This is a genomic window from Pseudomonas fluorescens (assembly GCF_902498195.1).
Lineage (GTDB): Bacteria > Pseudomonadota > Gammaproteobacteria > Pseudomonadales > Pseudomonadaceae > Aquipseudomonas > Aquipseudomonas fluorescens_BU.
On record NZ_CABVIY010000003.1, the window covers coordinates 823120 to 849618 of the forward strand.

The 26499-nt window shown below is 63.9% G+C and carries 21 protein-coding genes; 12 read left to right on the plus strand and 9 right to left on the minus strand.

The window, feature by feature from the left end:
- The first annotated feature begins 70 nt into the window (after nucleotides 1-70).
- Both F8N66_RS14695 and F8N66_RS14700 read left to right on the plus strand, forming a co-directional pair.
- Complete coding sequence (locus F8N66_RS14695) at nucleotides 71-1432, plus strand: iron-containing redox enzyme family protein (RefSeq protein WP_150770845.1); 1362 nt, start codon at nucleotides 71-73, stop codon at nucleotides 1430-1432.
- Complete coding sequence (locus F8N66_RS14700; protein WP_412070734.1) at nucleotides 1429-2409, plus strand: methyltransferase; 981 nt, start codon at nucleotides 1429-1431, stop codon at nucleotides 2407-2409. Before F8N66_RS14695 ends, F8N66_RS14700 begins: the two co-directional genes overlap by 4 nt.
- Before the next feature lie 167 nt (nucleotides 2410-2576).
- Here the strand turns inward: F8N66_RS14700 and F8N66_RS14705 are convergent, their stop codons facing one another.
- On the minus strand, nucleotides 2577-3005 hold the full coding sequence (locus F8N66_RS14705) for a general stress protein (protein WP_150770846.1): 429 nt from the start codon (nucleotides 3003-3005) through the stop codon (nucleotides 2577-2579).
- Between the two features lie 265 nt (nucleotides 3006-3270).
- Here F8N66_RS14705 and F8N66_RS14710 point away from each other — a divergent pair, with 265 nt between their 5' ends.
- Nucleotides 3271-3828 (plus strand): ATP-dependent Clp protease proteolytic subunit, encoded by a 558-nt coding sequence (locus F8N66_RS14710; protein ID WP_150770847.1) that lies wholly within the window; start codon nucleotides 3271-3273, stop codon nucleotides 3826-3828.
- A gap of 14 nt (nucleotides 3829-3842) precedes the next feature.
- Here the strand turns inward: F8N66_RS14710 and F8N66_RS14715 are convergent, their stop codons facing one another.
- From F8N66_RS14715 to F8N66_RS14725, 3 genes are read right to left on the minus strand one after another with little or no spacing between them, the layout of a single operon-like run.
- A complete protein-coding gene (locus F8N66_RS14715) occupies nucleotides 3843-4604 on the minus strand; it encodes a PAS domain-containing protein (protein WP_150770848.1) in 762 nt (253 codons plus the stop codon).
- Nucleotides 4605-5276: a response regulator gene (locus F8N66_RS14720; RefSeq protein WP_150770849.1), complete on the minus strand. Its 672-nt coding sequence runs from the start codon at nucleotides 5274-5276 to the stop codon at nucleotides 4605-4607.
- Nucleotides 5245-6390 carry an ATP-binding protein gene (locus F8N66_RS14725; protein WP_150770850.1) on the minus strand — a complete coding sequence of 382 codons (1146 nt, stop codon included), beginning with the start codon at nucleotides 6388-6390 and terminating at the stop codon, nucleotides 5245-5247. The genes F8N66_RS14720 and F8N66_RS14725 overlap by 32 nt, the downstream gene beginning before the upstream one ends.
- Nucleotides 6391-7286: 896 nt before the next feature.
- Between F8N66_RS14725 and F8N66_RS14735 the strand changes: the two genes are divergently transcribed.
- The 9 genes from F8N66_RS14735 (at nucleotide 7287) to F8N66_RS14775 (ending at nucleotide 18446) form a co-directional block, all read left to right on the plus strand.
- Entirely contained in the window at nucleotides 7287-7799 is a 513-nt protein-coding gene (locus F8N66_RS14735) for a dimethylamine monooxygenase subunit DmmA family protein (protein WP_150770852.1), read from the plus strand.
- Entirely contained in the window at nucleotides 7796-8725 is a 930-nt protein-coding gene (locus F8N66_RS14740; protein ID WP_150770853.1) for a PDR/VanB family oxidoreductase, read from the plus strand. Before F8N66_RS14735 ends, F8N66_RS14740 begins: the two co-directional genes overlap by 4 nt.
- A 9-nt stretch (nucleotides 8726-8734) precedes the next feature.
- Complete coding sequence (locus F8N66_RS14745; protein ID WP_150770854.1) at nucleotides 8735-9751, plus strand: heme-dependent oxidative N-demethylase family protein; 1017 nt, start codon at nucleotides 8735-8737, stop codon at nucleotides 9749-9751.
- Nucleotides 9752-9785: 34 nt separating this feature from the next.
- Nucleotides 9786-10916, plus strand: coding sequence for an aminomethyltransferase family protein (locus F8N66_RS14750; RefSeq protein ID WP_150770855.1), 1131 nt, complete (start codon nucleotides 9786-9788; stop codon nucleotides 10914-10916).
- A gap of 33 nt (nucleotides 10917-10949) precedes the next feature.
- The gene (gene purU / locus F8N66_RS14755) at nucleotides 10950-11816 is read left to right on the plus strand and encodes a formyltetrahydrofolate deformylase (RefSeq protein ID WP_150770856.1); all 867 of its coding nucleotides are present in this window, start codon (nucleotides 10950-10952) and stop codon (nucleotides 11814-11816) included.
- A 38-nt stretch (nucleotides 11817-11854) separates the two neighbouring features.
- A complete protein-coding gene (locus F8N66_RS14760; protein ID WP_150770857.1) occupies nucleotides 11855-13222 on the plus strand; it encodes an NAD(P)-binding domain-containing protein in 1368 nt (455 codons plus the stop codon).
- 15 nt (nucleotides 13223-13237) lie between these two features.
- Nucleotides 13238-15580: a DUF1989 domain-containing protein gene (locus F8N66_RS14765; protein ID WP_150770858.1), complete on the plus strand. Its 2343-nt coding sequence runs from the start codon at nucleotides 13238-13240 to the stop codon at nucleotides 15578-15580.
- A gap of 167 nt (nucleotides 15581-15747) precedes the next feature.
- Nucleotides 15748-17427 (plus strand): APC family permease, encoded by a 1680-nt coding sequence (locus F8N66_RS14770; RefSeq protein ID WP_150770859.1) that lies wholly within the window; start codon nucleotides 15748-15750, stop codon nucleotides 17425-17427.
- 95 nt (nucleotides 17428-17522) lie between these two features.
- Nucleotides 17523-18446: a bifunctional 5,10-methylenetetrahydrofolate dehydrogenase/5,10-methenyltetrahydrofolate cyclohydrolase gene (locus F8N66_RS14775; RefSeq protein ID WP_150770860.1), complete on the plus strand. Its 924-nt coding sequence runs from the start codon at nucleotides 17523-17525 to the stop codon at nucleotides 18444-18446.
- Nucleotides 18447-18589: 143 nt separating this feature from the next.
- Here the strand turns inward: F8N66_RS14775 and F8N66_RS14785 are convergent, their stop codons facing one another.
- The 5 genes from F8N66_RS14785 to F8N66_RS14805 form a co-directional block, all read right to left on the minus strand.
- Nucleotides 18590-19360, minus strand: coding sequence for an SDR family oxidoreductase (locus tag F8N66_RS14785; RefSeq protein WP_150770861.1), 771 nt, complete (start codon nucleotides 19358-19360; stop codon nucleotides 18590-18592).
- Between the two features lie 93 nt (nucleotides 19361-19453).
- Nucleotides 19454-21163, minus strand: a complete 1710-nt coding sequence (locus tag F8N66_RS14790) for an FAD-dependent oxidoreductase (protein ID WP_150770862.1) — start codon at nucleotides 21161-21163, stop codon at nucleotides 19454-19456.
- A 388-nt stretch (nucleotides 21164-21551) separates the two neighbouring features.
- Nucleotides 21552-23126, minus strand: a complete 1575-nt coding sequence (locus F8N66_RS14795) for an amidase (protein ID WP_150770863.1) — start codon at nucleotides 23124-23126, stop codon at nucleotides 21552-21554.
- Nucleotides 23127-23292: 166 nt separating this feature from the next.
- Nucleotides 23293-24945: a methyl-accepting chemotaxis protein gene (locus tag F8N66_RS14800; RefSeq protein WP_150770864.1), complete on the minus strand. Its 1653-nt coding sequence runs from the start codon at nucleotides 24943-24945 to the stop codon at nucleotides 23293-23295.
- A gap of 56 nt (nucleotides 24946-25001) precedes the next feature.
- On the minus strand, nucleotides 25002-26465 hold the full coding sequence (locus F8N66_RS14805; protein ID WP_224790482.1) for a coniferyl aldehyde dehydrogenase: 1464 nt from the start codon (nucleotides 26463-26465) through the stop codon (nucleotides 25002-25004).
- Between the last annotated feature and the right edge of the window lie 34 nt (nucleotides 26466-26499).

A 26499-nucleotide genomic window follows, 5' to 3' on the forward strand; every position in this document is an offset into this window, starting at 1 on the left:
TCAACTCTTTTGAATTATCGTGGCGAGACTCTCTCTGACTTAAACACAGAGAACAGTCAGCAGGCCTGCCATGACATCCCTACAGCCTCTTCCCGAGCTCGCTTCCAAGGCGCCCATCCCATTGGGCACTCATCTGTCGCTTTACACCCGGCTGATCCGGACGCCTGACGAGGTCGATCAGGACAGCCTGCGTCACTACCTGCAACAACATCTGGATCAAACCAGGCGTCTTGCGAATGACCTTCCCGCCGACGTGGCTGATCTTTCGGGGTGGGTGCATGGCAAGTGCCAATCCGTGGCGAAGCGTTATCACACCTATCTGGAAGGCCGCCGGGCAGGCAATCGCAGGCAATTCTTCAGCAACAAAGCACATGCCCTGTATTTCCTTCAACAGGTCGCACCGAGCAAACTGGTAGACGGCGCCTGGCTGTATGGCACCCTCAGGCATGCCGATGACTGGAGGTTTCGCGGCCTGATCCGCACCTATCTGGAAGAGCTGGGCGATGGCGATCCGGCGCTCAACCATGTAGTGCTCTACCGCAACCTTCTCGCTGAACACGACTGCTCGGCGGTCGCCCCGCTCGATGACGTTCTGTATCTACAGGGCACGATTCAGCTGGCGCTCGGAAGGCTTTGCGACGAATGCCTGCCGGAGATGCTCGGCTACAACCTTGGCTACGAACAACTGCCCCTGCATCTGCTGATCACGGCCTTCGAACTCAATGAGCTTGGCATCGACCCGTATTACTTCACACTCCATGTCACCATCGACAATGCCAGCTCGGGCCATGCACTGAAGGCCGTCGAAGCCGTTGTGAATTTGTTGCCGAATGACCAGGCCCGGGGTGAGTTCCTCGAGCGTTTGCGCGCGGGTTACCTGTTGAATGATCTCGGTAAAAACTCCACCGATGTGATTCGCTCCTTTGACCTTGAGCAGCAAGTCGTCGCCATGCTTGAACACAAGGCGACCTTCGGCCAGCACATGCACTCGGACTTCTGCCGTCTGGAAGGACGGACCATCAACCAGTGGCTGGCCACCCCAGGTCAAAGCAGAGCGCTGCTCGCGGCCCTGGAAAACAAAGGCTGGATCAAGCGTCATCAAGACCCGCAAGACAGCCGCTTCTGGCAACTGATCGACGGCCCCGGCGCGGTGATGTTCGGCATATTCAACGGGTATGAAAAACAACTGTTGAACGATTGGATTGCCGGCGATTGGCAAACACCTGCGGCGACCACCGCCGATCCGTTTCGAAACCGTTTCCGTCGCCGCGAACGGGTCGATTCGGCCGTCGAGTCCGCGACACCGCCAACCACCCTGCCGGTTGAAGATCTCATCTCGCTGATGGCTGCGCACTCACACCCGACGCCGCAAGGACTGGCCGCCACCCAGCTCTTCTCCCAACGTCTGTCTCAAGGATTGCTAGCGCAATGAATCACTCCGACATGTCCCTGGACCTGGCCACGGCAGCATCGGCACATGAAAGCCATGATCGCGCGCTGCTTGAATTGGGGCGACGCTTGCAGGCGCAGCACTATCGATTCGTGACGGTCACGCCATTGACTCATCAGCGAGTCAACGAACGGGTGGCAAATCGCACGGCACGCAGCCTCAGGGATGTCTTTGGCTGGAGCCGCCCGTTTCAGACCGGTTTGCTGGCAGGGCAGGAACACCAGGCGTTGCTTGATAGCGGCGTGCTGCACGCCGACGCTGACCTGTGGCTGAGCAACGTACGCTGGTCCAGCCTCGATGACCTGCTGTTCGTTCATTCCAGCTTCCCGACCCTGGCCCACGACTCGGTATTTTTCGGCCCCGATACTTATCGCTTCGCCCAGGCGATCGAGGGTTTTCTACGTACATCCGTGCACCCGATACGAACGGCCGTGGACATCGGGTGCGGGAGCGGTGTCGGGGCCATTCTGATAGCCAGGGCAAGACCAAACGCACAAGTACAAGCGCTGGACATCAATCCCACCGCGCTGAAGTACACGACCATCAATGCGACCCTGGCTGGCGTCGACAATATCTGTGTGTCCCACAGCGATATCCTTGCAGGCACAGCCGGCCATTTCGACCTGATCATTGCCAATCCGCCGTACATGCAAGACACAGAGCGGCGCGCCTACCGGCATGGCGGCGAGCATCTGGGATCGGAGTTGTCAGTGCGAATCCTCAAGCAATCGATCGAGCAATTATCTGCGGGTGGCAGCCTGCTTCTTTACACCGGTGCACCCTCTGTTGAGGGGGTTGATCTGCTCTTCGAGCAGGCATGGCCATTGATCGACCGGTCTGACCTGGCATGGACGTACCGGGAGATGGATCCCGACGTCTTTGGTGAAGAACTGGTAACCGAAACGTACCGTGAGGCCGAGAGAATCGCCGCAGTCGTTCTTACGGTGACTCGCCTGTAGGAGCGTAGCTTGCTCGCGAAAAACGTCCCGACAACGCGTTCGTTCAGACTGTACGCGTTATCGTTGGCCTCCATCGCGAGCAAGCTGCGCTCCTACAGATCAGCGCAACCCGGGCCACCGCAAGTAGTGTGAAATAAGTAACCCGGCAGAACGCCGGGTTAGCTGCATCAGGATTTGCGACCTGGGCCGCCACTCATCCCGCCTTCATCGCGACCCGCTTTCGAGTCTTTGTCGCGGTCGTCGGCCATGTTGCTGCCGCGACCGGCGCCCTGACCACCACGGGTCATAGGGTCCGCGTCACTGGATTGCCGTCCGCCCGAGGCCTGGCCACCTTTCTGGCCTGGTTTGGCAGTGTTGTCCTTATCGTCGGTGAATTCGCCACCGCGATTGGCCTGCCCGCCACCGGACATGCGATCGTTATCGCGCGATGGTTGTCCGCCCGAAGCCTGTCCGCCTTTTCGGCCTGCCTCGGACGCCCGTTGTGGATCTTTCTCAATGTTTGCACCCGGCGCTCCTGCGCCTTGCTTGCCGGCTTGCGACGCCTTGTCCGGATCATTGGAAAAATTGCCTGGATTTTTATTTCCTGTATTGGCCATTTCTGTTCACCTCTACATCATGGGTACGAGCAAGGGGCCCGTCTTATTCGGAGGATGCAGAAAATCGAAAGTTTGAACGCAATCGCCTGGCTCGCGACGAGTGGATCAGGCGGTTTGGTTCCATCGAAAATGCGCCCGTTCGACTGGCGGTCCTTATGCGATCCAGGGCACCTTATGCTGGAGTTTCAGATCAAAGGGTCAAGGTTTGTTCAACGGATTAACGCGTAGAATTGCCTCGAGCGACTCGCACCCGGGAGGTCAGTCAATGACAGAACACATCGTGCATTTTCACTGCCAGATAGACCAGGCAACGACCGAGCGCTTCAGGGACTGCTGCCTGGAGGCCATCGATCAGGGCGCCACCTCCCTGCTGCTCAATCTGTCCACGTGCGGAGGCAGCACCAATTTCGGCTTCACTCTCTACACCTTCCTGAAGTCGTTGCCGGTGCCGCTGTGTGCCATCAACGCCGGCAATATCGAGTCGATGGGGATCATCATGTTCCTGGCGGCGGGCCGGCGTATCACCTCGCCCCATGCCCGGTACTTGATACACCCGATGAACTGGTACTTCAGCCAGAAATCGGTCGACCATCAACGACTGCGCGAATACCTGTCGAGCCTGGACAATGACCTGGCCCGCTACGTGCAGATCTACGCGCTGGAAACCGCCGATGCCGCGACCAAGCTCGATATTTTCCACTGCCTGTCGGCGGAAGAAAAAGTCATCGCCGCCCATGAGTCACTGGCGTACGGCATCGCGCACGAGATGAAGCAGATGGTGTTTGCCGATAACGTCAAACACTGGAAAGTCAGTGGTGGATGATCCCTCGCGGGCACTCAACGCGCGCTGTCCTGGCCGTTGTAGCGTTCGAAAATGGCGCCTTCGATCCCCAGCACTTCACGGGTGTCGGCGTAGATTCCGACACCTTTTTCCCACACGTACTTGATCGTTTGATCGGCGCAGCGAATCCGGTAGTTGAGTTCGAACGGCTCCTGACGCGACAGCGCGTACTGAACCTCGCGCCAGACGTAATCGGCATCCTGCGCCACAATCAGGCTGTTGTAGGTGAACTCGTGATTGTCGATCAACCGCTCCGCAGGATAACCGGTCAATTGCAGGCACCCGGCGCTGACGAACTCCATGGTCCAGTCCCGGTTGTTGCGCCCGCGATAGATCAGCCCCGGCATGCTGTCGAGCAAGCTGGTGCTGCTGCGCTGGCTGGCCAGCAAGGCAACCTCGCGCCGTTTGTGCGCGGTGATGTCGCCGACCACCAGGTAATAACCCTGCCTGCCACGCTTGAGGCTGACCTCGAACCAGCGCATGTCCCCTGAAGGATGGACGAAACGCAGCCGCTGATTGAAGGAGATGTCAGGACGGCGCCGCAATTCGTGTAGCGCCTGGCGCCACAGCGAACGGTCTTCGTGGTGCACATAATCGATGAGGTTGTGGCCGGTGGGCGGCACATCCATCAGATCGATCCAGGCCAGGTTGAAATGGACAATCTGACCATCATCGCGTAGTTCCAGCAGCGCCGCGGGAAAGCGATCCATCAGGTGCAGGGTCGCTTCCTGCACCAGTGCCTCTGGCCATTCCATCATTTAATGGCGCTCCTGATGTCGGGTACAGGCGCCGTTGTGCACCCACGCCGCCAATTCCAGGCGCGAGTGCAGGCCGAGCTTCTGCAACAGATTCTTCACGTAGGTCTTGACCGTACCATCGCTGATGCCCAGTTCCCGGCCGATCTGTTTATTGCTCATGCCCGCCGCAATCAGCGCCAGCGTCTGCCCTTCGCGCTCGGTCAGATGGTGGGTGTCGAGTTGATCCGCATCGGGCGCGGGGCGCTGCACCGGCTCGCGCTGGTCGGCCAGCAGGGCAATCAGGGTCGAGTCCAGGACGATTGCCCCTTCGTTGCAATTGCGCATATAGGCCAGCAAGGCCTCGGGCTCGGTTTCCTTGAGCACATACCCGCTGGCCCCCAGGCGCAAGGCCATCAGCAACTCGGCGCGGTCCATCGAAGCGGTCAGCACCACGACCTGGCAATCAAGGCGCAGCTGGCGCAGTTCATCGAGCACTTGCAAGCCACTGAGGCCCGGCATGTGCAGGTCCAGCAGGACCTGCCGCGGCGCCAGGTTCACCGCCAGGTTGATGCCTTCCCGGCCACTGGCGGCCTGCCCCACCACTTCGAAGTCGTCACTGGCGCCGAACAACTGTGCCAGTCCCTTGCGAAACAAAGGATGATCATCGATCAACAACAAGGTCGTGCAATCCATCGAAACTCCCCTCTGGCAAGTGTTGCTGGCGGCACAGGCCAAGGTGCACGCGTACCCCGTGCGGGCGGATGGCCTCAAGGGTCAACCGGGCGCCAATGCTCGCGGCCCGCTCGCGAATGATCGCCAGGCCGAAATGGTTTTCTTCCCCGGACGCGGGGCTCAATCCAATGCCGTCGTCTTCAATCGACACCGAAACATCACCGTCCTGGTCTTGCCGCAACTCGATGCGCACATGCCGCGCATGGGAATGGCGTACCGCGTTGGCCAGCGCCTCGCGAATGATCTGCAACACCTGCAATTCGGTTTCCGGGCTCAAGGCATCGTCGGGCAAGCGATTGTCCAGCTCGAACACAATGATGCAGCGCCTGGAGAACTCCGCGACGGAATCGGCCAGGGCCTGGCGCAACGAACGGCCGTCCATGGTCAGGCGGGCACTGGTGATCAGTTCGCGCACCTGGCGTTGCAGCTGGCTCAAGCCATCGCGCAATTCCTGCAACACCGCACCGGCCTGCACCGGCTCGGCCAGGTGCGATTGCAGCAACCGTGCCTGAAAGGAAAGATAGCCCAACTGTTGCGCCACTGAGTCGTGCAGCTCGCGGGCCAGGGCACCGTTGCGGGACGTGGCCTGTTTGCGCTGTTGCTCTCGTGTGTGGCAGAGCAGGCGAAGGCTGACGCCGATGGCCTGCGCCGCCTCTTCCAGCAACTGGCGCCAGCTCGCCCCGGCCGGTCGTGGGGTATCAAGCAACAACGCGCCCGGGCTTGCCGCGTCGCCCGGCGGCAAGGCACACACCAGGCGATGCACGCCCCGCTGCCGGCATGGCCCGCAGGGCTGGGTGTCATCCGTCAGGGACGGGGCGCGCCAGGGGCAGTCCTCGACTTGCTGGCAACCCTCGACCAAAGCGCGCCGGGCCGGCCCCTGATCCGTGCCGCCCAGGATCAGTGTCAGCCTGCAATTGGGCACCAGTGCTTCGAAACGGTCCGCAAAACCGGGCAAGGCACCGTCACCGTGCACCTGGGACAAGGGCAACCCGGCCAACAGCTTGCGCACATTGCGCGCCTGTCCGTCACGAACACCCGCCAACCAGAGCGGCCACCACTGCCCTCGTGTTCGCACTATCCCCCACTCCCTTGTCCGCTTGCTCGGCTATGAGCAAAGACGAGCAACTTCCATGCCCTGAATCACTGCGGGTTGCGAATCACCCCTGTAGGAGCGAGCCCTGCTCGCGATGGTCGTCAACGATGACGCGGGTTGTCTGAATGAACGCGGTGTCTGGACATCCATCGCGAGCAGGCTCGCTCCTACAGGGGCACGCGTACATCCGGGAAAGCAGATCGGCTATCAGGCCGCCTCGCTTTGGCTTTTCGCGAGGCGGCCTAGTAGCCGGCCTGACGTTGGCTGGTGCCCCGATCCCTGTAGGAGCGAGCCTGCTCGCGATGGTCGTCAACGATGACGCGGGTTGTCTGAATGAATGCGGTGTCTTGACGTTTTTCGCGAGCAGGGCTCGCTCCTACAGGGGCACGCGTACATCCGGGAAAGCAGGTCGGCTATCAGGCCGCCTCGCTTTGGCTTTTGCGGTGTACGCCCCCTCGTGAGGCCGAGAGGAGGTTCTGCGCAGTGGGTAAACCGGCAGGACGCCGGTTTAGCCGCGCTGGGCCAGGGATGGCCCATCGCGGCGACCCACGGAGCAGGACCGGAACAAGGGCATGCCGAGCCCCAGCGAGGCACCGAACAAAAGGGGCAAAAGCGCTTGGTTACTTGGCGCTTTTCCAAGTGACCCGCTGTAATAGCGGAACCATTAGCCGCCGTGACCGCAGCAACGGATATGTACCCCGTCCCAGTGTCCCCCCGCCCCAACAAAACAAGGCCTATCTCCAAAGAGGTAACCCTTTTTCCAGATTGAGAGAATTTTCCCCATAGGAAATTATCTTCCCCAACAGGAAACAAAACATCCCATTCCCACGCCTCTTTCCCGCCCTGCCAACAGGCGCGGATCAATCAGGAAAGCCAGCATGACGGATAGACACAGCATCGCCCCGGACCGACTCCATAGCCTGCCGCGCTATCGCCCGCCGCATCCGCGCGAAGCCGCCACCCGGCATATCGTGGCCCTGCAATCGGCGGCGGCCTGCGCGTCCTTCGTTGGCGAGCTGGATCAGCCCCTGGTGCTGAACCAGCAGAACGCCGACTTCAGCGCTCGCCTGGATCAGGCACTGGCCAGCGCCACCATCGGCACTCACCTGTACATCATGGGCGACGAGGCCTTCATCTGGCGCATCCACGGCCAGGCCCGCAACGCCGGGCTGGAAGAGGACGAGATCGACATTACCCGCTCCGTCGTCGGCCAGCGCCAGGTGTATTGCGTGCATTGCGGCCTGACCCAGGCGGCGGCAGCGCAACCGACACACACCTGCATCGGTTGTGACGTCGGCCTGGAAGTACGCGAACACTTTTCCCGGCGCCTGGGGGCTTACCTCGGTGTCTGCACCAACCCCGACCAGCCTTACGCGGGGGGCCGCGCATGAACAGCGTGCTCAACGTGCGGGTCAGCGCGGCGAGGATGCTCACGCCGGTGGTGCGCGAATTGACCCTGGCGCCGTGCGCCGGCGCCCTGCCCGGCTTCTCCCCCGGCAGTCATGTGCAGGTCCACCTGCCACTGGGCAGCGGCCCATTGCGCAATGCCTATTCACTGACCAGCGACCCGGCGCACAGCCAGCACTACCGCATCGCCGTGCGCTGGCAGGAACGCTCCCGTGGTGGTTCACAGTACCTGCACCGGCACGTCCAGGTCGGCGACACCCTGCAGATCTCAGCCCCGGCCAATCTCTTCGCCCTGCACTCGACCGCCAGCAGGCACATCCTGATCGCCGGCGGCATCGGCATCACGCCGTTCATGTCGCACATCGCGGCGCTGGAGCAGCGTCAGGCCTGCTTCGAATTGCACTACCTGTGCCGTCCGGGCCTGAGCGATGCCTACCTCGAAGAGTTGCAACAACGGTTGGGGTCGCGCCTGCACACCTATGACCGTCGCCCGGACCTGGGCCGGATCCTGCGCGACCGCCCGCTGGGCAGCCACCTGTACACCTGCGGCCCGCAACCCTTGATCGACGCGGTTCGCCAGCAGGCCCAGGCCCTGGGCTGGCCCCTGGTGCGGGTGCACTGGGAAGCCTTCAAGGGTGCCGAACCGGGAAAACCCTTCGACCTGGAACTGCTGCGCAGCGGGCGACGCCTGCGGGTCGGCGCCGAGCAAAGCCTGCTCGAAGCGCTGGAAAGCGCCGGGGTGCAAGTCCCCAACCTGTGCCGGGGCGGGGTCTGCGGCCAGTGCATGACCCGTCACCTGGGCGGCGAAATCGAGCACCGCGACAGTTTCCTGAGCCCCGCCGAACAAGCCGGATTTCTCATGCCCTGCGTCTCTCGCGGCTGCGGGCCTTGCGTTTCGCTGGACCTTTAGGAGTCGACCATGACCATTCCATCAAGCGCCGTGCAGAGCTACCGCAACGACTTCAGCTTTCGCAACAGCCCCGCCGCCATCCGCCGCTTTCCCTTTCCGTTCACCGAGGACAGCTACCTGTATTCGGTCAACATTGAACCGGCCATCTCCCGCGATCCCGGTTCGGTCTACCAGCACGGCTTCGACATTGACGAACACTACCGTTCGGAAATGGCCGAACGCGCGCTGGTGCTGGACAAGGACCCGCGCCGTTACCTGGTGATGCCGCACATGCAAGTGGCCGCCTGGGATGCCTTGCAAATGCTCATGGAGCATCTCGCCGCCGACTACCCGCAGTGGTTCACGCTCGATCGCCAGGGTGACCACTGGCATTGGCGCAACCTGCTTTTGAACATCGACCAGCGCTTTGTCTTTGGCGACGCCGCGAGCCTGCCCTGCGAGCCGCTGGAGTTCATCACCCGTCAGGTCCAGGGCGATTTCGCCCTGCTCGACCAGCGCGACGGCGACCTGTACATGGACGCCGGCATGGTCACCAGCCCGGCTGACTGGTCCCTGGCGTTCGACGCCGGCATGAGCTTCAAGCAATGGCATTCCCCCGTGCCGATGGCTCACCAGATGGGCGTGTTCGACCGGGCGCTGAAGTACCTGCTGGCCCTGCAAGCGGGGCGACCGGTCCGGCGCCTGAACTGGACCCTGACGATCAATCCGCGCCTCGATTCCTCGCCCGAGACCTTCCACGAATGGGGTGCCGACCGTGGCCGAATCACCGCCGAAAACGCCGGGCAGCAGGTGCACCTGCGGGTCGAGCTGCAAGTCATGGCACGCCTGCCCCGCAGCCACGCGGTGATGTTCAGCATCCGCACCTACCTGATCAGCATGAACGAACTGGTCACCCAGCCGGGCTGGGGCTGCCGCTTGCACCGCGTGCTGCGCGATCTGCCCGAGCCGATCGCCGAATACAAGGGCATGGGCCGCTATCGCACCACCCTGGTCGAGTGGCTGAGCCAATTCGACCCGCAAGCCTGACCTTTTCCCCCACTTTCCCGACAAGGATTCTCCAATGACACACTCATGGCGTATTTCCGCACTGGCCGAACGGCACCGCGCACTCGGCTCCAACCTCGAAGACTGGAATGGCATGGGCACGGCCTGGACCTACGCCAGCGACCTGGCCGACCACCATCAGGCTATCCGCACCCGCGCCGGGCTGATGGATGTCTCGGGGCTGAAAAAAGTCCACTACGTCGGCCCTCACGCCGAAAGTCTCCTGCAATGGGCCACCACCCGCGACATCGCCAAGCTCTATCCCGGCAAATCGGTGTACGCCTCGATGCTCGACGAGGACGGCAAGTTCGTCGATGACTGCATCGTCTACCGCACCGGCCCCAACGCCTTCATGGTGGTCCATGGTGCCGGCAACGGCCATGAAATGCTGGTGCGCTCAGCCCAGGGCCGGCAAGTGGCGGTGCTGTTCGATGACGACCTGCACGACTTGTCGCTGCAAGGGCCGCTGGCCGTGGACTTTCTCGCCGAGCACGTTCCCGGGATCCGCCAGCTGCCGTACTTCCATCACCTGCAAACCCGCCTGTTCGACCGCCCGGTGATGATCTCCCGCACCGGCTATACCGGCGAGCGCGGCTACGAAATTTTTTGCAAGGCGGCCGATGCACCGGCGCTGTGGGACGCGATTCTCGAACAGGGCGCGAGCCTGGGCATCATCCCCTGCGCCTTTACCGCGCTGGACTGGTTGCGCGTCGAAAGCTCGCTGATGTTCTTTCCCTACGACAACTCGCAGATGTACCCCTTCGCCGATCAGAAGGCCGGCGACACCCTCTGGGAAATGGGCCTGGATTTCACCGTGTCCCCGGAAAAACGCGAATTCCGTGGTGCCGACGAGCATTTCCGGCTGCGTGGCCAGGAGCGTTTCAAGATCGCCGGTGTATTGCTCGAAGGCGTGCGCGCCGCCGAGGCCGGCGACACCCTCTGGCAGGACGGCAAGCAAGTCGGGGTGATCACCTGCGGCATGTATTCGCGCCTGAGCAAACGCTCCATGGCCATCGCGCGCCTGAGCGTTGCCTGCGCCCTTCCCGGCATCGCCCTGCAGGTGCGTGGCAGCCAGGAAACGCCGGCCGTGACCCACGCCCTGCCCTTCGACGACCCGCAAAAAACCAAGCGCACGGCCAAGGGCTGAACCTTCCCCTCACTTGCAACCTGGGAATCTTCAATGGACATCAGCAACGAGCATTACATTCTCAAGATCAACTGCCCGGCAGCGTCCGGCATCGTCGCCGCCATTACCGCCTGCCTGGCCCGGCAGCAGTGCTACATCAGCGAGCTGGCGCAATTCGACGATGAGTTCACCGGGCAGTTTTTCATGCGCGCGGTGTTTCGCTTCAACACCGGGGTCAGCGGTGACGTCGGTGCCCTGCGCGAGGACCTGGGCGACCTGGCCGGCGGCTTCGACATGCAGTGGCAGCTGTTCTGCACGAGTGAACCGACCCGGGTGCTGCTGATGGTCAGCAAATTCGACCACTGCCTGACCGACCTGCTCTATCGCCACCGCAAGGGCGAGATGGACATGCACATCACGGCGGTGGTTTCCAACCATCTGGACCTGCGGGCCATGGCCGAACGCGAAGGCATCCGCTTCATCTACCTGCCCATCACCCCGGACAGCAAGGCCAGCCAGGAAGCCGAGCTGATGCGCATCGTCGAGGACACCCGCACCGACCTGGTGGTGCTGGCCCGTTACATGCAGATCCTGTCCGACGGCCTGTGCCAGCAGTTGTCGGGGCGCGCCATCAATATCCATCACTCGTTCCTGCCCGGGTTCAAGGGCGCCAAGCCTTATCACCAGGCCTACGACCGGGGCGTGAAGCTGATCGGTGCCACCGCCCACTACGTCACCAGCGACCTCGACGAGGGGCCGATCATCGAGCAGGAAATCCAGCGCGTCGACCACACCCACCTGCCCGACTCACTGGTCGCCATCGGCCGCGACACCGAAACCGTCGCCCTCTCCAAGGCTTTGAAATACCACCTGGAGCACCGGGTGTTCATCAACCAGGACAAGACAGTGATCTTTCGCTGAGCACCCTGTTCTCCCAAGCGCTTTTACGAGGCACGATCATGACTTTACGCGTAGCAATCATCGGCGCCGGTCCTTGTGGCATGGCGCAACTTCGAGCGTTCCAGTCGGCCCGCGACCAGGGTGCCGACATCCCGCAACTGGTGTGCTACGAAAAGCAGGCCGATTGGGGCGGCATGTGGAATTACACCTGGCGCACCGGGCTGGACGAGAACGGCGAACCGGTGCACGGCAGCATGTACCGCTACCTGTGGTCGAACGGGCCGAAGGAATGCCTGGAGTTCGCCGACTACACCTTCGAAGAACACTTTGGCCGCGCCATCGGCTCCTATCCGCCGCGCGAAGTGCTCTGGGACTACATCAAGGGCCGGGTCGAAAAGGCCGGCGTGCGCGATTACATCCGCTTCAACAATGTGGTGCGCCAGGTCACGTTCGACGCGCAAAGCCAGCGCTTCACCGTGCAGGCCCACGACTACAACAGCGATACCCTGACCTGCGAAACCTTCGACTACGTGATCAACGCCTGCGGCCACTTCTCTACCCCCAAGGTGCCGTACTTCGAGGGGTTCGAACAGTTTGCCGGGCGCATCCTGCATGCCCATGATTTCCGCGAGGCGCTGGAGTTCAAGGGCAAGGACCTGCTGATCGTCGGCAGCAGCTATTCCGCCGAGGACATTGGCTCGCAATGCTACAAATACGGCGCGCGCAGCATCACCAGCTGCTACCGCACCGCGCCGATGGGGTATGCCTGGCCGGACAACTGGGAAGAAAAGCCCCTGCTGCAACGCCTGGAAAACAACCGGGCGTACTTTGCCGACGGCAGCAGCAAGCACATCGACGCGGTCATTCTGTGCACCGGCTACAAGCATCACTTCCCGTTCCTGCCGGACGAACTGAGCCTCAAGACCGACAACCGCCTGTGGCCGATGAACCTCTACAAGGGCGTGTTCTGGGAACCCAACCCCCGGCTGATCTACCTCGGCATGCAGGATCAGTGGTACTCCTTCAACATGTTCGACGCCCAGGCCTGGTATGCCCGCGATGTCATACTCGGGCGCATCGCGCTGCCGAGCCAGGCGCAAATGATTGCCGACAGCCAGCAATGGCACGAGCGCGAACAGACCCTGCACACCAACCAGCAGATGTTCGAGTACCAGGGGGCCTACATCCAGCACCTGGTGGACGCCACCGACTACCCGAACTTCGACATCGCCGCCGTCAACGACACCTTCCTGCACTGGAAGCACGACAAGGCGGAAAACATCATGGGCTATCGCGACAAATCCTACCGCTCGTTGATGACCGGCACCCAGTCGCCTCCCCATCACACCCCCTGGCTGCAAGCCCTGGACGACTCCATGGCGGCGTACCTCGGCGAGCCGCCGGCCGCCATCAAATCCGTCGGCTGACCCTGGAGCCTGCCCATGAACGCACCTCGCATTTCCCGACCCCGGGAGCCTGGCCTGTTTGCCCGCGCTCCGAACCTTGAGCGCTACCGGGTCGCGGGCGGTGGCCTGACCCTGGTCGCCCTGGCGCCCGGCGACAGCCTGCAAGTGATCGACCTCGAAGGTCGGCAACCCTGCGAGCTGCTGGCGTTGGCAGCGAGCGGTCACAGCGCCCTGGCGGACTGGGCGCTGAAGGCTTCGCCGGCCTGTGGCTTCATCGCCGAACGGCTGGCCGACGGCAGCGTGCAGGCGCAACGGCTGGTCCAGGCGCTGCGCCGGCGCGGTATCGACCCGCGACAGCTGCCCGACGCGGCGTCGCTCTGGGACCAGGACACCCCGGCCGGTCATAGTCGGCACTTCGTCGCCAGCGATGACGTGCTGGTGATCGTGGCCGCGCCGGCCGGACCGACTTCGGTGGACCGGCAATACCGGCCCAGCGAACTCAGGCTGTGGGTGACGCGGGCCAATCCTTCGTCGCTGTTGTTGCCCGCGCTGCCGGAACCCCTGGGTGAACTGCTCGACGAGTTCACCCTCAAGCCGGGCACGGCCCACAGCTACACCGTCGGCAAAGGCCAGTACGTGCAGGTGCTGGATGTCGCTGGCCGGCAGTGCTCGGACTTCGTCGCCCTGGATCGACGGGCACTGGATCGCGGGCTGGAGCTGGATCTGGACCAGACCGTCACCCGCACCCTGAACGGCAGCGCCTACCCGGCACCGGGGCTGTTTTCGAAGTTTTTCGACCGCCAGATGCAGCCGATGCTGGAGGTGGTGCAAGACACCGTCGGGCGCCACGACTCGTTCGCCCTGGCCTGCGCCGCGCGCTATTACGAGAGCCACGGCTATTTCGGGCACGACAACTGCAGCGACAACCTCAGCCGGGTGTTGGCCGCCCATGGCGTGGCGGCCCGCAGCGGTTGGCCGGCGATCAATTTCTTCTTCAACACCAGGGTCGACGCGCACCAGCAAATGACCCTGGACGAACCCTGGTCGCGCCCCGGCGATTACGTGCTGCTGCGGGCCATGACCGACCTGCTGTGCGGCAGTACCTCGTGCCCGGATGACATCGACCCGGCCAATGGCTGGAACCCCACGGATATCCATGTCCGCCTCTACAGTGACAAGGAGCGCTTTTCGATCGCCATGAGCACTCGAACCACGGCCGATGCCGACCCGATTCTCACCCGTGAGTCCGCCTTTCACTCACGCACCCGCGCCATGACCGGCAGCTTTGTCGATTACCGCAACTGGTGGCTGCCACTGCGCTATGACGGCTATGGCGCCATCGAGGAGTACCTGGGATGCCGCGAACGGGTGGCGGTGATGGACCTGACCGCCCTGCGCAAATTCGACATCACCGGCCCCGACGCCGAGGCCTTGTTGCAGTACTGCCTGACCCGCGACGTGCGGCGCCTGGCGGTGGGGCAAGTGGTGTATTCGGCGATGTGCCACGAACACGGCGGCATGCTCGACGACGGCACCTTGTTGCGAATGGGCCAGGACAACTTCCGCTGGATCTGCGGCGAAGACTTCGCCGGGACATGGCTGCGCGAGCAGGCGCAGGCGCTCGGCATGAAGGTCTGGATCAAGTCGGCCAGCGAGCAGATCCACAACCTGGCGGTGCAAGGCCCGATGAGCCGCGACCTGCTCAAGCAGATGGTCTGGACACCCGCCGGCCAGCCGAGCCTGGAAAACCTCGGCTGGTTCCGTTTCCTGGTGGGTCGCCTGGACGGCTACGACGGCTGCCCGTTGATGATCTCGCGCACCGGCTACACCGGTGAACTGGGCTACGAAGTCTGGTGCCACCCCGACGATGCCGGGCAGGTCTGGGACCGCATCTGGGCCCTCGGCCAGCCCCTGGGCGTGGTGCCGCTGGGCCTGGAAGCGCTGGACATGCTGCGCATCGAGGCCGGGCTGATTTTTGCCGGCTACGAGTTCAGCGACCAGACCGACCCGTTCGAAGCCGGAATCGGTTTTTCGGTACCGCTGAAAAGCAAGACCGACGACTTCATCGGGCGCGACGCCCTGCTGCGGCGCAGCGCCCATCCGGCCCACAAACTGGTCGGCCTGCACCTGAGCGGCAACGAAGGGGCTCACCACGGTGACCCGGTGTATCGCGGCAGGGCTCAGGTCGGCGTCATCACCAGTGCCTGCCGTTCGCCGCTGCTGGCCAGCAACATCGCGTTGTGCCGGGTGGATGTGGCGTGTGCCGATCCCGGCACGGTACTGGAAATCGGCAAAGTCGATGGCCTTCAGAAGCGCATCAGCGCCACGGTCAGCGCAGCGATTTTCTACGACCCGGACAAAAGCCGGGTGCGTAGCTGATCGACCTTTTTGACTGCCCATACACCCCCCTCCTGTAGGAGCGAGCATGCTCGCGATGATCGTCAACGATAACGCGGGGCGCCTGACTACCCGCGGTGCCTGGATGTCCATCGCGAGCAGGCTCGCTCCTACAGGGTTCGGTTCTACTCAGACATGGGAATACCAAGATGGAAGCGACGACGTTCGAGGCCGTACCGCAGGCCGCCCCTACAGCGGGCAGCCTGCACCGCAAGATCGATTGGCGCGGGGCGTTCTGGGTCGCCAGTGGCGTTCCGGCCCTGGTGCTGTTCTCCATTGGCGCGATTGCCGCAACGGTGGGCAAACCGGCGTGGATCGTCTGGATCGTGTCGATCCTGTTCGGCTTCATCCAGGCGTTCACCTACGCCGAAATTGCCGGCCTGTTCCCGCACAAGTCCGGCGGCGCTTCGGTCTACGGCGCGGTGGCCTGGGTGCGCTACAGCAAGCTGATCGCCCCGGTGTCGGTGTGGTGCAACTGGCTGGCCTGGTCACCGGTGCTGTCGATTGGCTCAGGGCTGGCGGCCGGCTACATCCTGACCGCCCTGTTCCCCGCCGATGCCCTGATCAACACCTGGCAACTGACTTTGGTCGATCTGGGCTGGATCAAGAGCGGGCTGTCCCTGCGGATCAACGCGACGTTCGCCATCGGCCTGTTGATCCTGCTGACGGTGTTCGCGGTGCAGCACGGCGGTATCCTGCGTTCGGCACGCCTGACCCTGGTGCTGGGCGTGACCTCGCTGATCCCATTGTTGCTGGTGGGCGTGGTGCCGTTGTTCACCGGCGACGCGGCCCAGGCCAATTTCCTGCCGCTCTACCCCCTGGCCCATGATGCGGCCGGGCAAGTCATCGACGGGCCCTGGGACCTGTCCGGCTGGTCGCTGATGGCCGGCGGATTGTTCATGGCGGCCTGGTCGACCTACGGTTTCGAAACCGCGGTGTGCTACACCCGGGAATTCAAGGACCCCAAGCGCGACACCTTCAAGGCGATTTTCTATTGCGGCCTGCTGTGCATCCTGGTGTTCACCCTGGTGCCCCTGGCCTTCCAGGGCAGCCTCGGCCTGGGGCAACTGGTGACGCCGGCGGTGCTCGACGCCAGCGGCGCAATCGTCACGCCGGCGGTCTACAGCGGCCTGTTGTCGCCGGCCATCTACAGCGGCATGGGGGTTGGCCAGGTCATGGCCGACAGCATTGGCGGCGGTCAAGTGGTGGCCAACATCGTCCTGATCATGCTGGTGCTGGCGACCCTGCTGGCGATCATGACCTCGATGTCCGGTTCCTCGCGCACCCTGTATCAGGCGTCGGTGGACGGCTGGCTGCCGAAATACCTGGGCCGCACCAACGAACACGGCGCCCCCACGGCGGCGATGTGGACGGACCTGTCATTCAATCTGCTGCTGTTGCTGATGTCTGACTATGTGTTCGTGCTCGCGGCGTCCAATGTCAGTTACATCATCTTCAACTTCCTCAACCTCAATGCCGGCTGGATCCATCGAATGGATCGCCCGGACTGGGTACGTCCGTACAAGGCGCCTACCGTGCTATTGGCCGCCGGCGCGGTGCTGAGCTTCGTCAACCTGGCGTGCATGGGCCTGGGCGCCGATATCTGGGGCGCGGGCACCCTGGTGACCGGGCTGCTGCTGGCGTTGATGATCCTGCCGGTGTTCTGGTTCCGCCACTACGTGCAGGACAAGGGCCGCTTCCCCCAGGCCATGCTCGATGACCTGTATGTCCAGGCCGATACGGGTCTCAAGCGCGCGGGCTGGTTGCCCTATGCCACGCTGATTGCCGGCGTGCTGGTGGTGTACGGCTGCCATCAACTGGTAGCCTGAGCGCCCTTGCCCGCCGGTCAGTGATGGAACATCGGGGCGCCGCCGCGCCTCGATGATCGCTTCGCCCCCCTTCAATCCAGTCAACGGTGACTCTTTTGATCAGCACGCCCCCTGTACTTGCCCGCGATATCGATGGCAAAGCAATCGCCGCCCAGGTGCTCGACGAGGTTCGAGACGAGGTCCGGGTTCTGGCACGTCAGCAGATCCACCCTGCCCTGGCCGTGCTGCTGGTCGGCGAAGACCCGGCCAGCGAAGTGTATGTGCGCAACAAACTGTTGCGGGCCCAGGAAGTCGGCATCCGCTCCCTGGAATATCGGTTGACGGCCACTGCCAGCCAGGACGAAGTGCTGGCACTGATCGCGCAACTCAACGCTGACGTGGCGGTGAACGGCATCCTGGTGCAACTGCCCTTGCCGGCGCATATCGATGAGGCGGCGGTCATCCATGCCATCGACCCGATCAAGGACGTGGACGGTTTTCACCGGGAAAACGTCGGTGGGCTGGTGCAAGGCATCGAAGTCCTGACGCCCTGCACGCCCAGTGGCTGCATGCGTCTGCTCCAGGAAACCTGCGGTGACTTGAGTGGCCTGCACGCGGTGGTCATCGGTCGCTCGAACATCGTCGGCAAACCCATGGCGACCTTGCTGTTACAGGCCCACTGCTCGGTCAGCGTGGTGCACTCGCGCAGCGTCGATGCGCCAGCGCTGTGCAGGCTGGCGGACATCGTCGTCGCAGCCGTCGGGCGCCCCGGTCTGATTGACGCGTCCTGGCTCAAACCGGGCGCGGTGGTGATCGACGTCGGCATCAATCGCATTGCCACTGAAACGGGCCATCGACTGGTCGGCGATGTCGATTACGCCAGTGCCCGCACCGTGGCCAGCGCGATCACGCCGGTGCCCGGCGGTGTCGGGCCGATGACCATTGCCTATCTGTTGAAGAACACCCTGGTGGCCAGTCAGTTGCAACGGGGTGCGCGGGTGCGTGAGCGGTTGGTGGTGGATGAGGTGGTGCCCGGGTGACCCCGTTGGGCCGGGTGTAGATCCATTGTGGGAGCGGGCTTGCTCGCGAAGGCGGTGTGTCAGTTGACGCCTGTATTGACTGACACACCGCCTTCGCGAGCAAGCCCGCTCCCACAAGGGTTTGAGGGCCTCCTGCCAATCCTTCAAATACTCATCAGCATCTGCCCGCTGTCGACGCGCAACTCGACACCATTGATCGCCCGGGACTCGTCGCTGGCCAGGAACAGTACGCTGGCGGCGACGTCTTCGGGCCGGCACATGCGGTTCATTGGATCGCTGTCGATGGTCAGTCGGTCCGGGTCGACCCCCTGGGGGACGCCGCCTCGGGTCATGTCGGTGAGTACGCCGTCGGGGTGCAGGGTGTTGCAGCGGATGCGGTATTTGCGACGCCGGCACAACACCGCCACCGAACGCGACAGTGCCGCCACCGCGCCCTTTGAGGCGCTGTAGGCCAGGTAATCGTCACGCCCGGCCAGGGCCGCGACGGACGACAGGTTGATGATCGAGCCACCGCTGTCCTTCATCAGCGCGATGCCTTCGCGACAGCCCAGGAACACGCTGTCGGCATTCACCCGCATCAACTTGTGCCAGTCCGCCAGACTGGTTTCTTCGATCGAACCGCACAGCAGAATGCCGGCGTTGTTGACCAGGATGTCCAGGCGGCCATAGTGCTCGCGCACATGGTCGATGACCTGGCGCCACTGGTCTTCTGCACTGACGTCGTGGCGGATGAAGGCCGCCGTCGCGCCGATTTGCGCAGCCAGGGCCTGGCCCGTCTCGACGTCCAGGTCGCTGATCAGCACCTGCGCGCCTTCGGCCGCCAGCAGCCGTGCGCTCGCGGCGCCGATGCCCCTGGCGCCGCCCGTCACCAGCGCGACCTTGCCGTGAACCCGTCCGTTGTTGTCATGCGTCATCAGGTCATCTCCCGTGCGTGGGGCGATTGAAATGGCTGCCCGCCACGTGCGAGCGCGGCGGCAGGCTGTTACCGGACATTGCCATGATTGCTCCTAACGCTGGCTGACCAGGTGGTTGGCGGCGACGTAGCCGAAGGTCATCGCCGGTCCCAGGGTGCCGCCGGCGCCCGGATAACTGGTGCCCATCACCGACGCCGAGCAGTTGCCGATGGCGTACAACCCGGCGATGGCCGTGCCGTCGTCGCGCACCACTTGCGCATGTTCGTTGGTCAGCAGGCCGCCCTTGGTGCCGATGTCGCCGGCGTCCAGGCGCATGGCGTAGTACGGGCCTTTGCGCAGGGGTGCCAGGCACGGGTTGGGCTTGACGTTGCTGTCGCCGTAATAGCGGTCGAAGACATTGCCGCCGCGTCCGAAGTCCAGGTCCACCCCGCTGCCTGCATAGGCGTTGACCTTGGTCACGGTGGCTTCCAGGCCGGTGCTGTCGACGCCGATCTGCTTGGCAAGGCCCGCCAGGGTGTCGGCCTTCCAGTACATCGTGTTGAGCCATTCCCTGCGCAGGCGGCTGTCGGGCATGACCTGGCCCGGCATCAACGGCCCCATGGCGTAGTTGAAGCGGAAATGGGCATCGAAGATCACCCAGGCCGGCACCGACCTGCCGCCGGTTTTCTGGTTGTCCTGGTGCATGGCATCGACGAATTCCAGGTACGGTGCCGCTTCGTTGACAAAGCGCTCACCCTGGCCGTTGACCACGATGGCGCCGGGGAAGGCCCGTTCGGCGAAGATGCCCCGGGGCTTGTCCTCCCCCGGCACGGCAATGGTCGGTGCCCACCAGGCCCAATCCATCAACGCGGTGGCCGCGCCCTGAGCCATGCCGGCTTCCAGCGCAGCGCCGGTGTTGTTGCCCGGTGGTGTCGCGCTCCAGGCCTGGCGGGTTGGCTTGGGCAGGTACTGGTCGCGCAGGGTCTGGTTCTGCTCGAAGCCGCCCGAGGCCAGGATCACCCCGTGGCGGGCGTGCAGGTTCAGCCCGGCGCCGTCTTTGAACACAGTGACTCCACTGACTCGCCCGTTGTCGCTGAGCAGGCCGCGAAAATCGGTGTTGAGCCACAGCGGCACGTCGCGATCCATCAGTGAGCGGCGCAAGGACGCCACCAGCGAACTGCCCAGGGATGCGCGGCGATCCATCTTGCTTTTGCGTCGCCATTTGAAGTCGAGCTTGTAGCGCAGCATCAGTTTCATGATCAGCAGGCGCCAGCCAAAGCTGCGGGCCATGGCCTTGTGCGCATCGCGGGCGGTCCAGGCGATGCGCCCCATCAGCAGGGTCGAGGGCGAGGGTTTGCGCAGGTTCGCCAGCTCATCGCCCAGCAGGCTGGTGTCGAACAGCTCGGGGTCAAGCGTGCGCCCGCCCGCCAGGGCACCCGGCAGGTGCGGATAGTAATCGGGGTATTTGGCGGCCACCGCGTAGCGCACCCGGCTGATGCGGGTTAGCTGTTCGATCATCTTCGGCGCGTTGTCCAGGTAAGCCCGCAAGCGTACTTCCTCGACATGCTCGCCCGCCGCCGCCTGTAAGTAGGCCAGCGCCGTGGCGTAGCTGTCGTTGCCGTTCATGCGTGCAAAATAGTGGTTGTTGGGAATCCAGATACCGCCCCCGGAAATCGCCGAGGTGCCGCCGTACTGGTTGCTTTTCTCCACGACCAGCACGCTGAAACCCTGGTCGGCGAGGAACACCGCCGAGGTCATCGCACCTGCGCCTGAACCGACGACGATCACGTCGTATTGGGTCTGGGACTGAACTTGAGCCGTCATTGTTGTTATGCCATTAGCTGAGGTCAGAAAGAAACCGCCGACGACGCAGCGGGGTGCGCTGGCGGAGTGCAGTTCATGATCGGGGCTGCGGGGGGGTGGGTTCATCGTCAAAGTGGACTAGGGGACTGGCTCCCTGGCCCAGCGCGGCTAAACCGGCGTCCTGCCGGGTTAGCCACTGCGCAATGTGGTTTAAAGGGGGCGCCCAGGCGATCCCCTGTAGGAGCGAGCCCTGCTCGCGAAGGACGTTAACGATAACGCGGGCTTTCTGGATGATCGCGGTTTCTGGGCGTTCATCGCGAGCAGGCTCGCTCCTACAGGGGAACGCGTACATCCGGGAAGCAGGTCGGCTATCAGGCCGGCTCGCTTTACTTTGGCTATTGATCCGCCGTTACAACACCGCACGCCGGGCAGCCCAAGGCCGGGCTTGCTCCAACTGGCTGGCCAGGCGCAGCAACACATCCTCTCCCCCCAGGCGCGCCGTGAACATCATGCCCACCGGCAAACCGTCGTCGCTCTGGCCCAGTGGCAGCGAGATGGCCGGTTGGCCGCTGACGTTGGCCAGCACCGTGAAGCCGGCGCTGCCCATGGCGTTGTGGGCGTAGCTGTCCCAGGGCTGGTCAAGGGACAACAGGCCCAGTTTCGGGGTCAGGCTGCCGGTGACCGGCGAGAGGATCACGTCGTAGCGTTCGAACTGCTGTTCCATGGTCGCGCCGATGGTCTCGAACGACTGGCGGGCGCGGTACAGGTCTTCGCCACGGGTGCCCTTCGAACGTTCCAGGTTGACGAGCGTGATCTTCTCCAGGTCCTGCGCCGTCGCCGCCCGCCCGAGCACCTGTTGGCGGTCGTCGATCAGGGTACGCAGCGCCGTGCCGATCACCATGCCATGGGCGCCGAACAACTGGCGCGGATCGACGTTGAGCGTCAACTCGTCCAGTTCATGTCCCAGGGCCGACAGTTGCTTGATGGTCTGCTCCAGGGTCGCGGCAATGGCCGGCTCCAGCGGCGCACCGGTCAGCGACTGACGGACCACGGCGACGCGCAATTTGCCCGGTTCGCGCTGCAGTTCTTCCACATAGGGCCTGGCCAGCGGCGGGCACCAATAGGCACTGCCGCTTTCATGGCCTTGCCCGGCATCGAGGAACAACGCGGTATCGCGCACCGTGCGTGAGACCACGTTGGCCACGCTGGCCCCGAACCAGCCTTCGAAATGCGCCGGCCCGCTGGGGGTGCGGTAACGGCTGGGCTTGAGCCCGACCAGGCCGCAATACGATGCCGGGATGCGGATCGAACCGCCGCCATCGGTGGCATGGGCCACGGGCACAATGCCCGCCGCCACCGCCGCTGCCGCACCGCCGGACGAACCACCCGCGCTCATGGCCAGGTTCCACGGGTTACGGGTCTGGCCCCAGGCCAGGGATTCGGTGGTGGTGGTCAGGCCGAACTCGGGGCACGTGGACTTGCCGAACGGCACCGCGCCGGCCTGTTGATAGCGGGCGATCAGGGTGCTGGTGCGAGTGGCGGGCGGCGCGTCCTTGAAGAACCGGCAGCCGTTGCTGGTGATCGTGCCTTGCAGCGAGGTGTTGAGGTCCTTGACCAACAGCGGCACGCCGGCCAGGGCCCCCTGGTTCTGGGTGCCGTCCGCGCGGCGCTGGGCCAGCAAACTGCGGGCGTAGGCTTCATGCAGCATGTTCACCGCATTGACCCGGGGATTGACCTCGTTGTAGCGGGCCAGTGTCGCCGCCAGCAGGTCCTCGGCACTCAGTTCGCCGCTGCGGATCGCCTGGCTCATGGCCCAGGCATCCATGGCCTGGTAGTCGCTGGCCGAAAGCCCCGCCGCGCGGGCGTCGGCAAAGCGCCCCAGGAGTCCGGCGCCGAGCGCCACGGCCCCGGCCTTGAGCACGCTGCGACGTGGCCAGCCATCGGTGGTCGGGGGATTGAGTGGTGCGTGTTCTTGTTTATCCATGATGGTGAATGCGCCCTGGTTGTGGGTTATTAGTGTATTCAGGTCCTGCACCCTGTAGGCGCGAGCTTGCTCGCGATGGACGTCAACGATAACGCGGGGTGTCTGGATGAACGCGTTGTCTGGACGTTTTTCGCGAGCAGGCTCGCTCCTACAGGGATCGTGTTATCTAGGCGACATGAAAGCGTGCCGACAATTGATCCAGTGCCCGCGCCAGTTGCTCCAGGTCCGAGGCGGCCACCGCGCTGCGTCCGGCGTTGGCCGACAGCGCACCGGTGCCGCTGGAGACGCTCTCGACCCGGGTGACCATTTCCCGGGTGACACGCACCTGCTCAGTGATCACCGTGGCGATGGTGTCGACGCTGCGGATCACATCATCGGTGCCACTGCGAATCTGCGCCACCGAATCCCCGGCCTCGTGGGCCAGGTCGACGCCGGCACGCACCCGGCTGACCACCCGGCCGATGCCGTCGACCACCGCCAGCGTGCCTTCCTGTATCCGTTGTACGGTCAGGTCGATTTCGCCAATGGAGCTGGCCGTGCGTTGCGCCAGCAGGCGCACCTCGTCGGCGACCACGGCAAAGCCGCGCCCCGCCTCGCCGGCCCGCGCAGCCTCGATGGCGGCGTTCAGCGCCAGCAAATTGGTTTGCTCGGCAATGCTGCGAATCACGTTGAGCACCTGGCTGATCTCGGCGGAAAAACCTTCCAGCTCGCGAATATGCACGGCCGTGTCGCTGATCACATCGCTGATGCGGTTCATCTCCTGGGCCATGTCGCGGATGAACCCCTCGCTCTTACCCGAGCGCCCCGCCGAATGCTGGGTGATGTCGCGGGACACGCCGACATGGTTTTCCACTTCGCTGATCGACCCCGACAAGTCCTCGACCGCCCGGGAAATCCCCCGCACCGCATCGGCCTGGTGCTGGGTCGCAGTGGATGCCAGCTCCGCCGATTCGGCCATGTGCGCGGCTTCGCGACTGACCCGTTGCACCAGTTCGCGCATCTGCGAAATCAACCCGTGCAGGCTGTCGCGCATCAGCGCAATGTCGCGCAGCATCAGCGCGAACTCGTCGCTGCCCTTGATCTCGATCGGTTGCAACAGATTGCCACTGGCAATCGCTCGCACACTGGCGCCGGCCTGGGCAAAGGCGCGCTTGAGCCGGCGCAGGGTGGAAAACGCGGTGAGGCTGCCCGCCAGGCCACCCACCAGCGCCAAGGCGAGGTAGGCCCATAATGTCGAACGATAACGCTGCTGCGCCGCCTCGTAGTCTTGCGCGGCGTCGGCCTTCTGCAACGCCTGCAACGTGCCCAGTTCGGCCACGGCGGCGTTGCCCTCGGGCTCGGCCATGCGCAGGAAGGACAGAATGCCCGGCAGGCGAAAATCGCCGGCACGCAAGGATTCCAGGAGGATGTCCAGCTCGTCGCGCCATGCCTGATGGTGCTGTTCGAACGCCTCGGCCGCCTGCAGTTCTTCACCGCTCAAGGTGCGTTGGCGATAACGCGCCCAGGATTCGACCAGCGCCCGGTCGTTGTTTTCGATGGCGCTCAGGGTGGTTTCCACCGGGCGGTCGAATGCCGCCACCAGCGGACCGTCCGGGTCCTGTTGAATCGCCAGCAGGACCTGGCGCCGGCTTTCATCGAGCCGGTGCGCAATGTCGCCGAAGATCAACAAGGTCGCCAGGTTGTCCTCGTTGATGGCCCGCAGGCTGTCGCGGGCCTGTTGCAATCCATAGGCGCCGAGGCCTACCGCCAGGACAAACAGCAACGTAGCCAGCAGCGCCCAGAGCCACAGGCGCTGGGCGATGGTAATTGCCTTGAACATGATCAATGGCCTGTCTCGTGCAGCGTTCGGGGTGCGCCAGGCACCCCGCGCCGGTATCAGTCGGAAGTGACCCCGGCCAGCATGGCCGCCAGGTAGTGCTCGCCGTAAGGCGGCAACAGGCCCCATTCACGGCGCGGGTCGTGGGCCGAAGCCTTGAAGACGGTGCGCTGGTGACTGAATTCGAGAAAGCCCTCGCGGCCATGGTAATGCCCCATGCCCGAGGCGCCGACGCCCCCGAACGGCGCATCGTGCAAGGCGGCGTGCATCATCACGTCGTTGATCGTGACGCCGCCGGACAGGGTGTGTTCCAGCACGTGACGTTGTTCCTGCGGGTCCTCGCCGAAGTAGTACAGCGCCAGCGGCCGTGGCCGGCCGTTGATCTGGGCGATCACCTGATCGAGGTGTTCATAGGTCAGCACGACCATGGCCGGGCCGAAGATTTCCTCGTGCAGGATCTGGCTGTCCGGGGCCGGGTCCACCACCACCCGCAGCGGACGGCGACGGTCCAGGGCATCCAGGGCCAGTGGCTCGGGCAGGCACTCGATACGCGCACCGCGCGACTCGGCGTCCCGGACCAGGCCCTCGACCCGCTCCAGGTGACGCGCATTGACCACCGCTACCACATCCGGATTGCCGGCCACGGTCGGGTTGAGGTCGTGATAGGCGGTGCGCAAGGCATCGAGGAACGCTTCGAGCGAAGCCTTGGGCACGTACACCAGGTCCGGGTTGATGCAAATCTGCCCGCCATTGCAGGCTTTGCCCGCCGCGATGTTGAACGCGGCCTTGTTCAGGTCGGCGGTGCTCGAAACGATCACCGGCGACTTGCCGCCCAGTTCCAGGGTCACCGGCACCAGGTGTTGCGCGGCGTTGGCCATCACCCGCCGGCCAATCGCCGTGCTGCCGGTGAACACCAGGTGGTCGAAAGGCTGGCGACTGAAAGCCTCGCCCAGCTCGGGGCCACCGTTGACCACCGCCACCACCAGCGGGTCGAGGTGTTCGGCGCACAGCCGCGCCACCAGTGCGGCGGTACGCGGTACGACTTCCGAGGGTTTGAGGATGGCCCGGTTACCGGCCGCCAGGGCCGAGGCCAGCGGGCTGAACAAGGTGTACAACGGCGCATTCCAGGTGCCGAGGATACCCACCGTGCCCTTGGGCTGGTGCATCACCCAGGCCGTGGCGCCCAGTTGATCGTAGGGGCTGATCATCGGTCGTGGCTCGTCCTGCATCCACGCCTGCACATGGTCGCGGGCATGTTTGAGCGATGCCAGCGCGCCCAGCACGTCGTTCATCAGGGAAAAACCGGCGGGCCGCCCGCCAAAATCCTCATCGATGGCCGTGGTCAGCGCCTCATGGTGATTGACCAGCAGGTCGATCACTTGCTGGAGTCGCTGGCGACGGGTGTCGGCGCTGACACTGCCGGCGCCGTTGAAGGCGTTTTTCTGTCGCATCAGCAGGCTGGAAAGGTCCTGGTCACAAGACATGGCTGAACTCATTGTTATCCCCTTGCAGGTTGGCTCGATGGCCGTTGAGCGCCCGATGCGCCTGGCACCACCC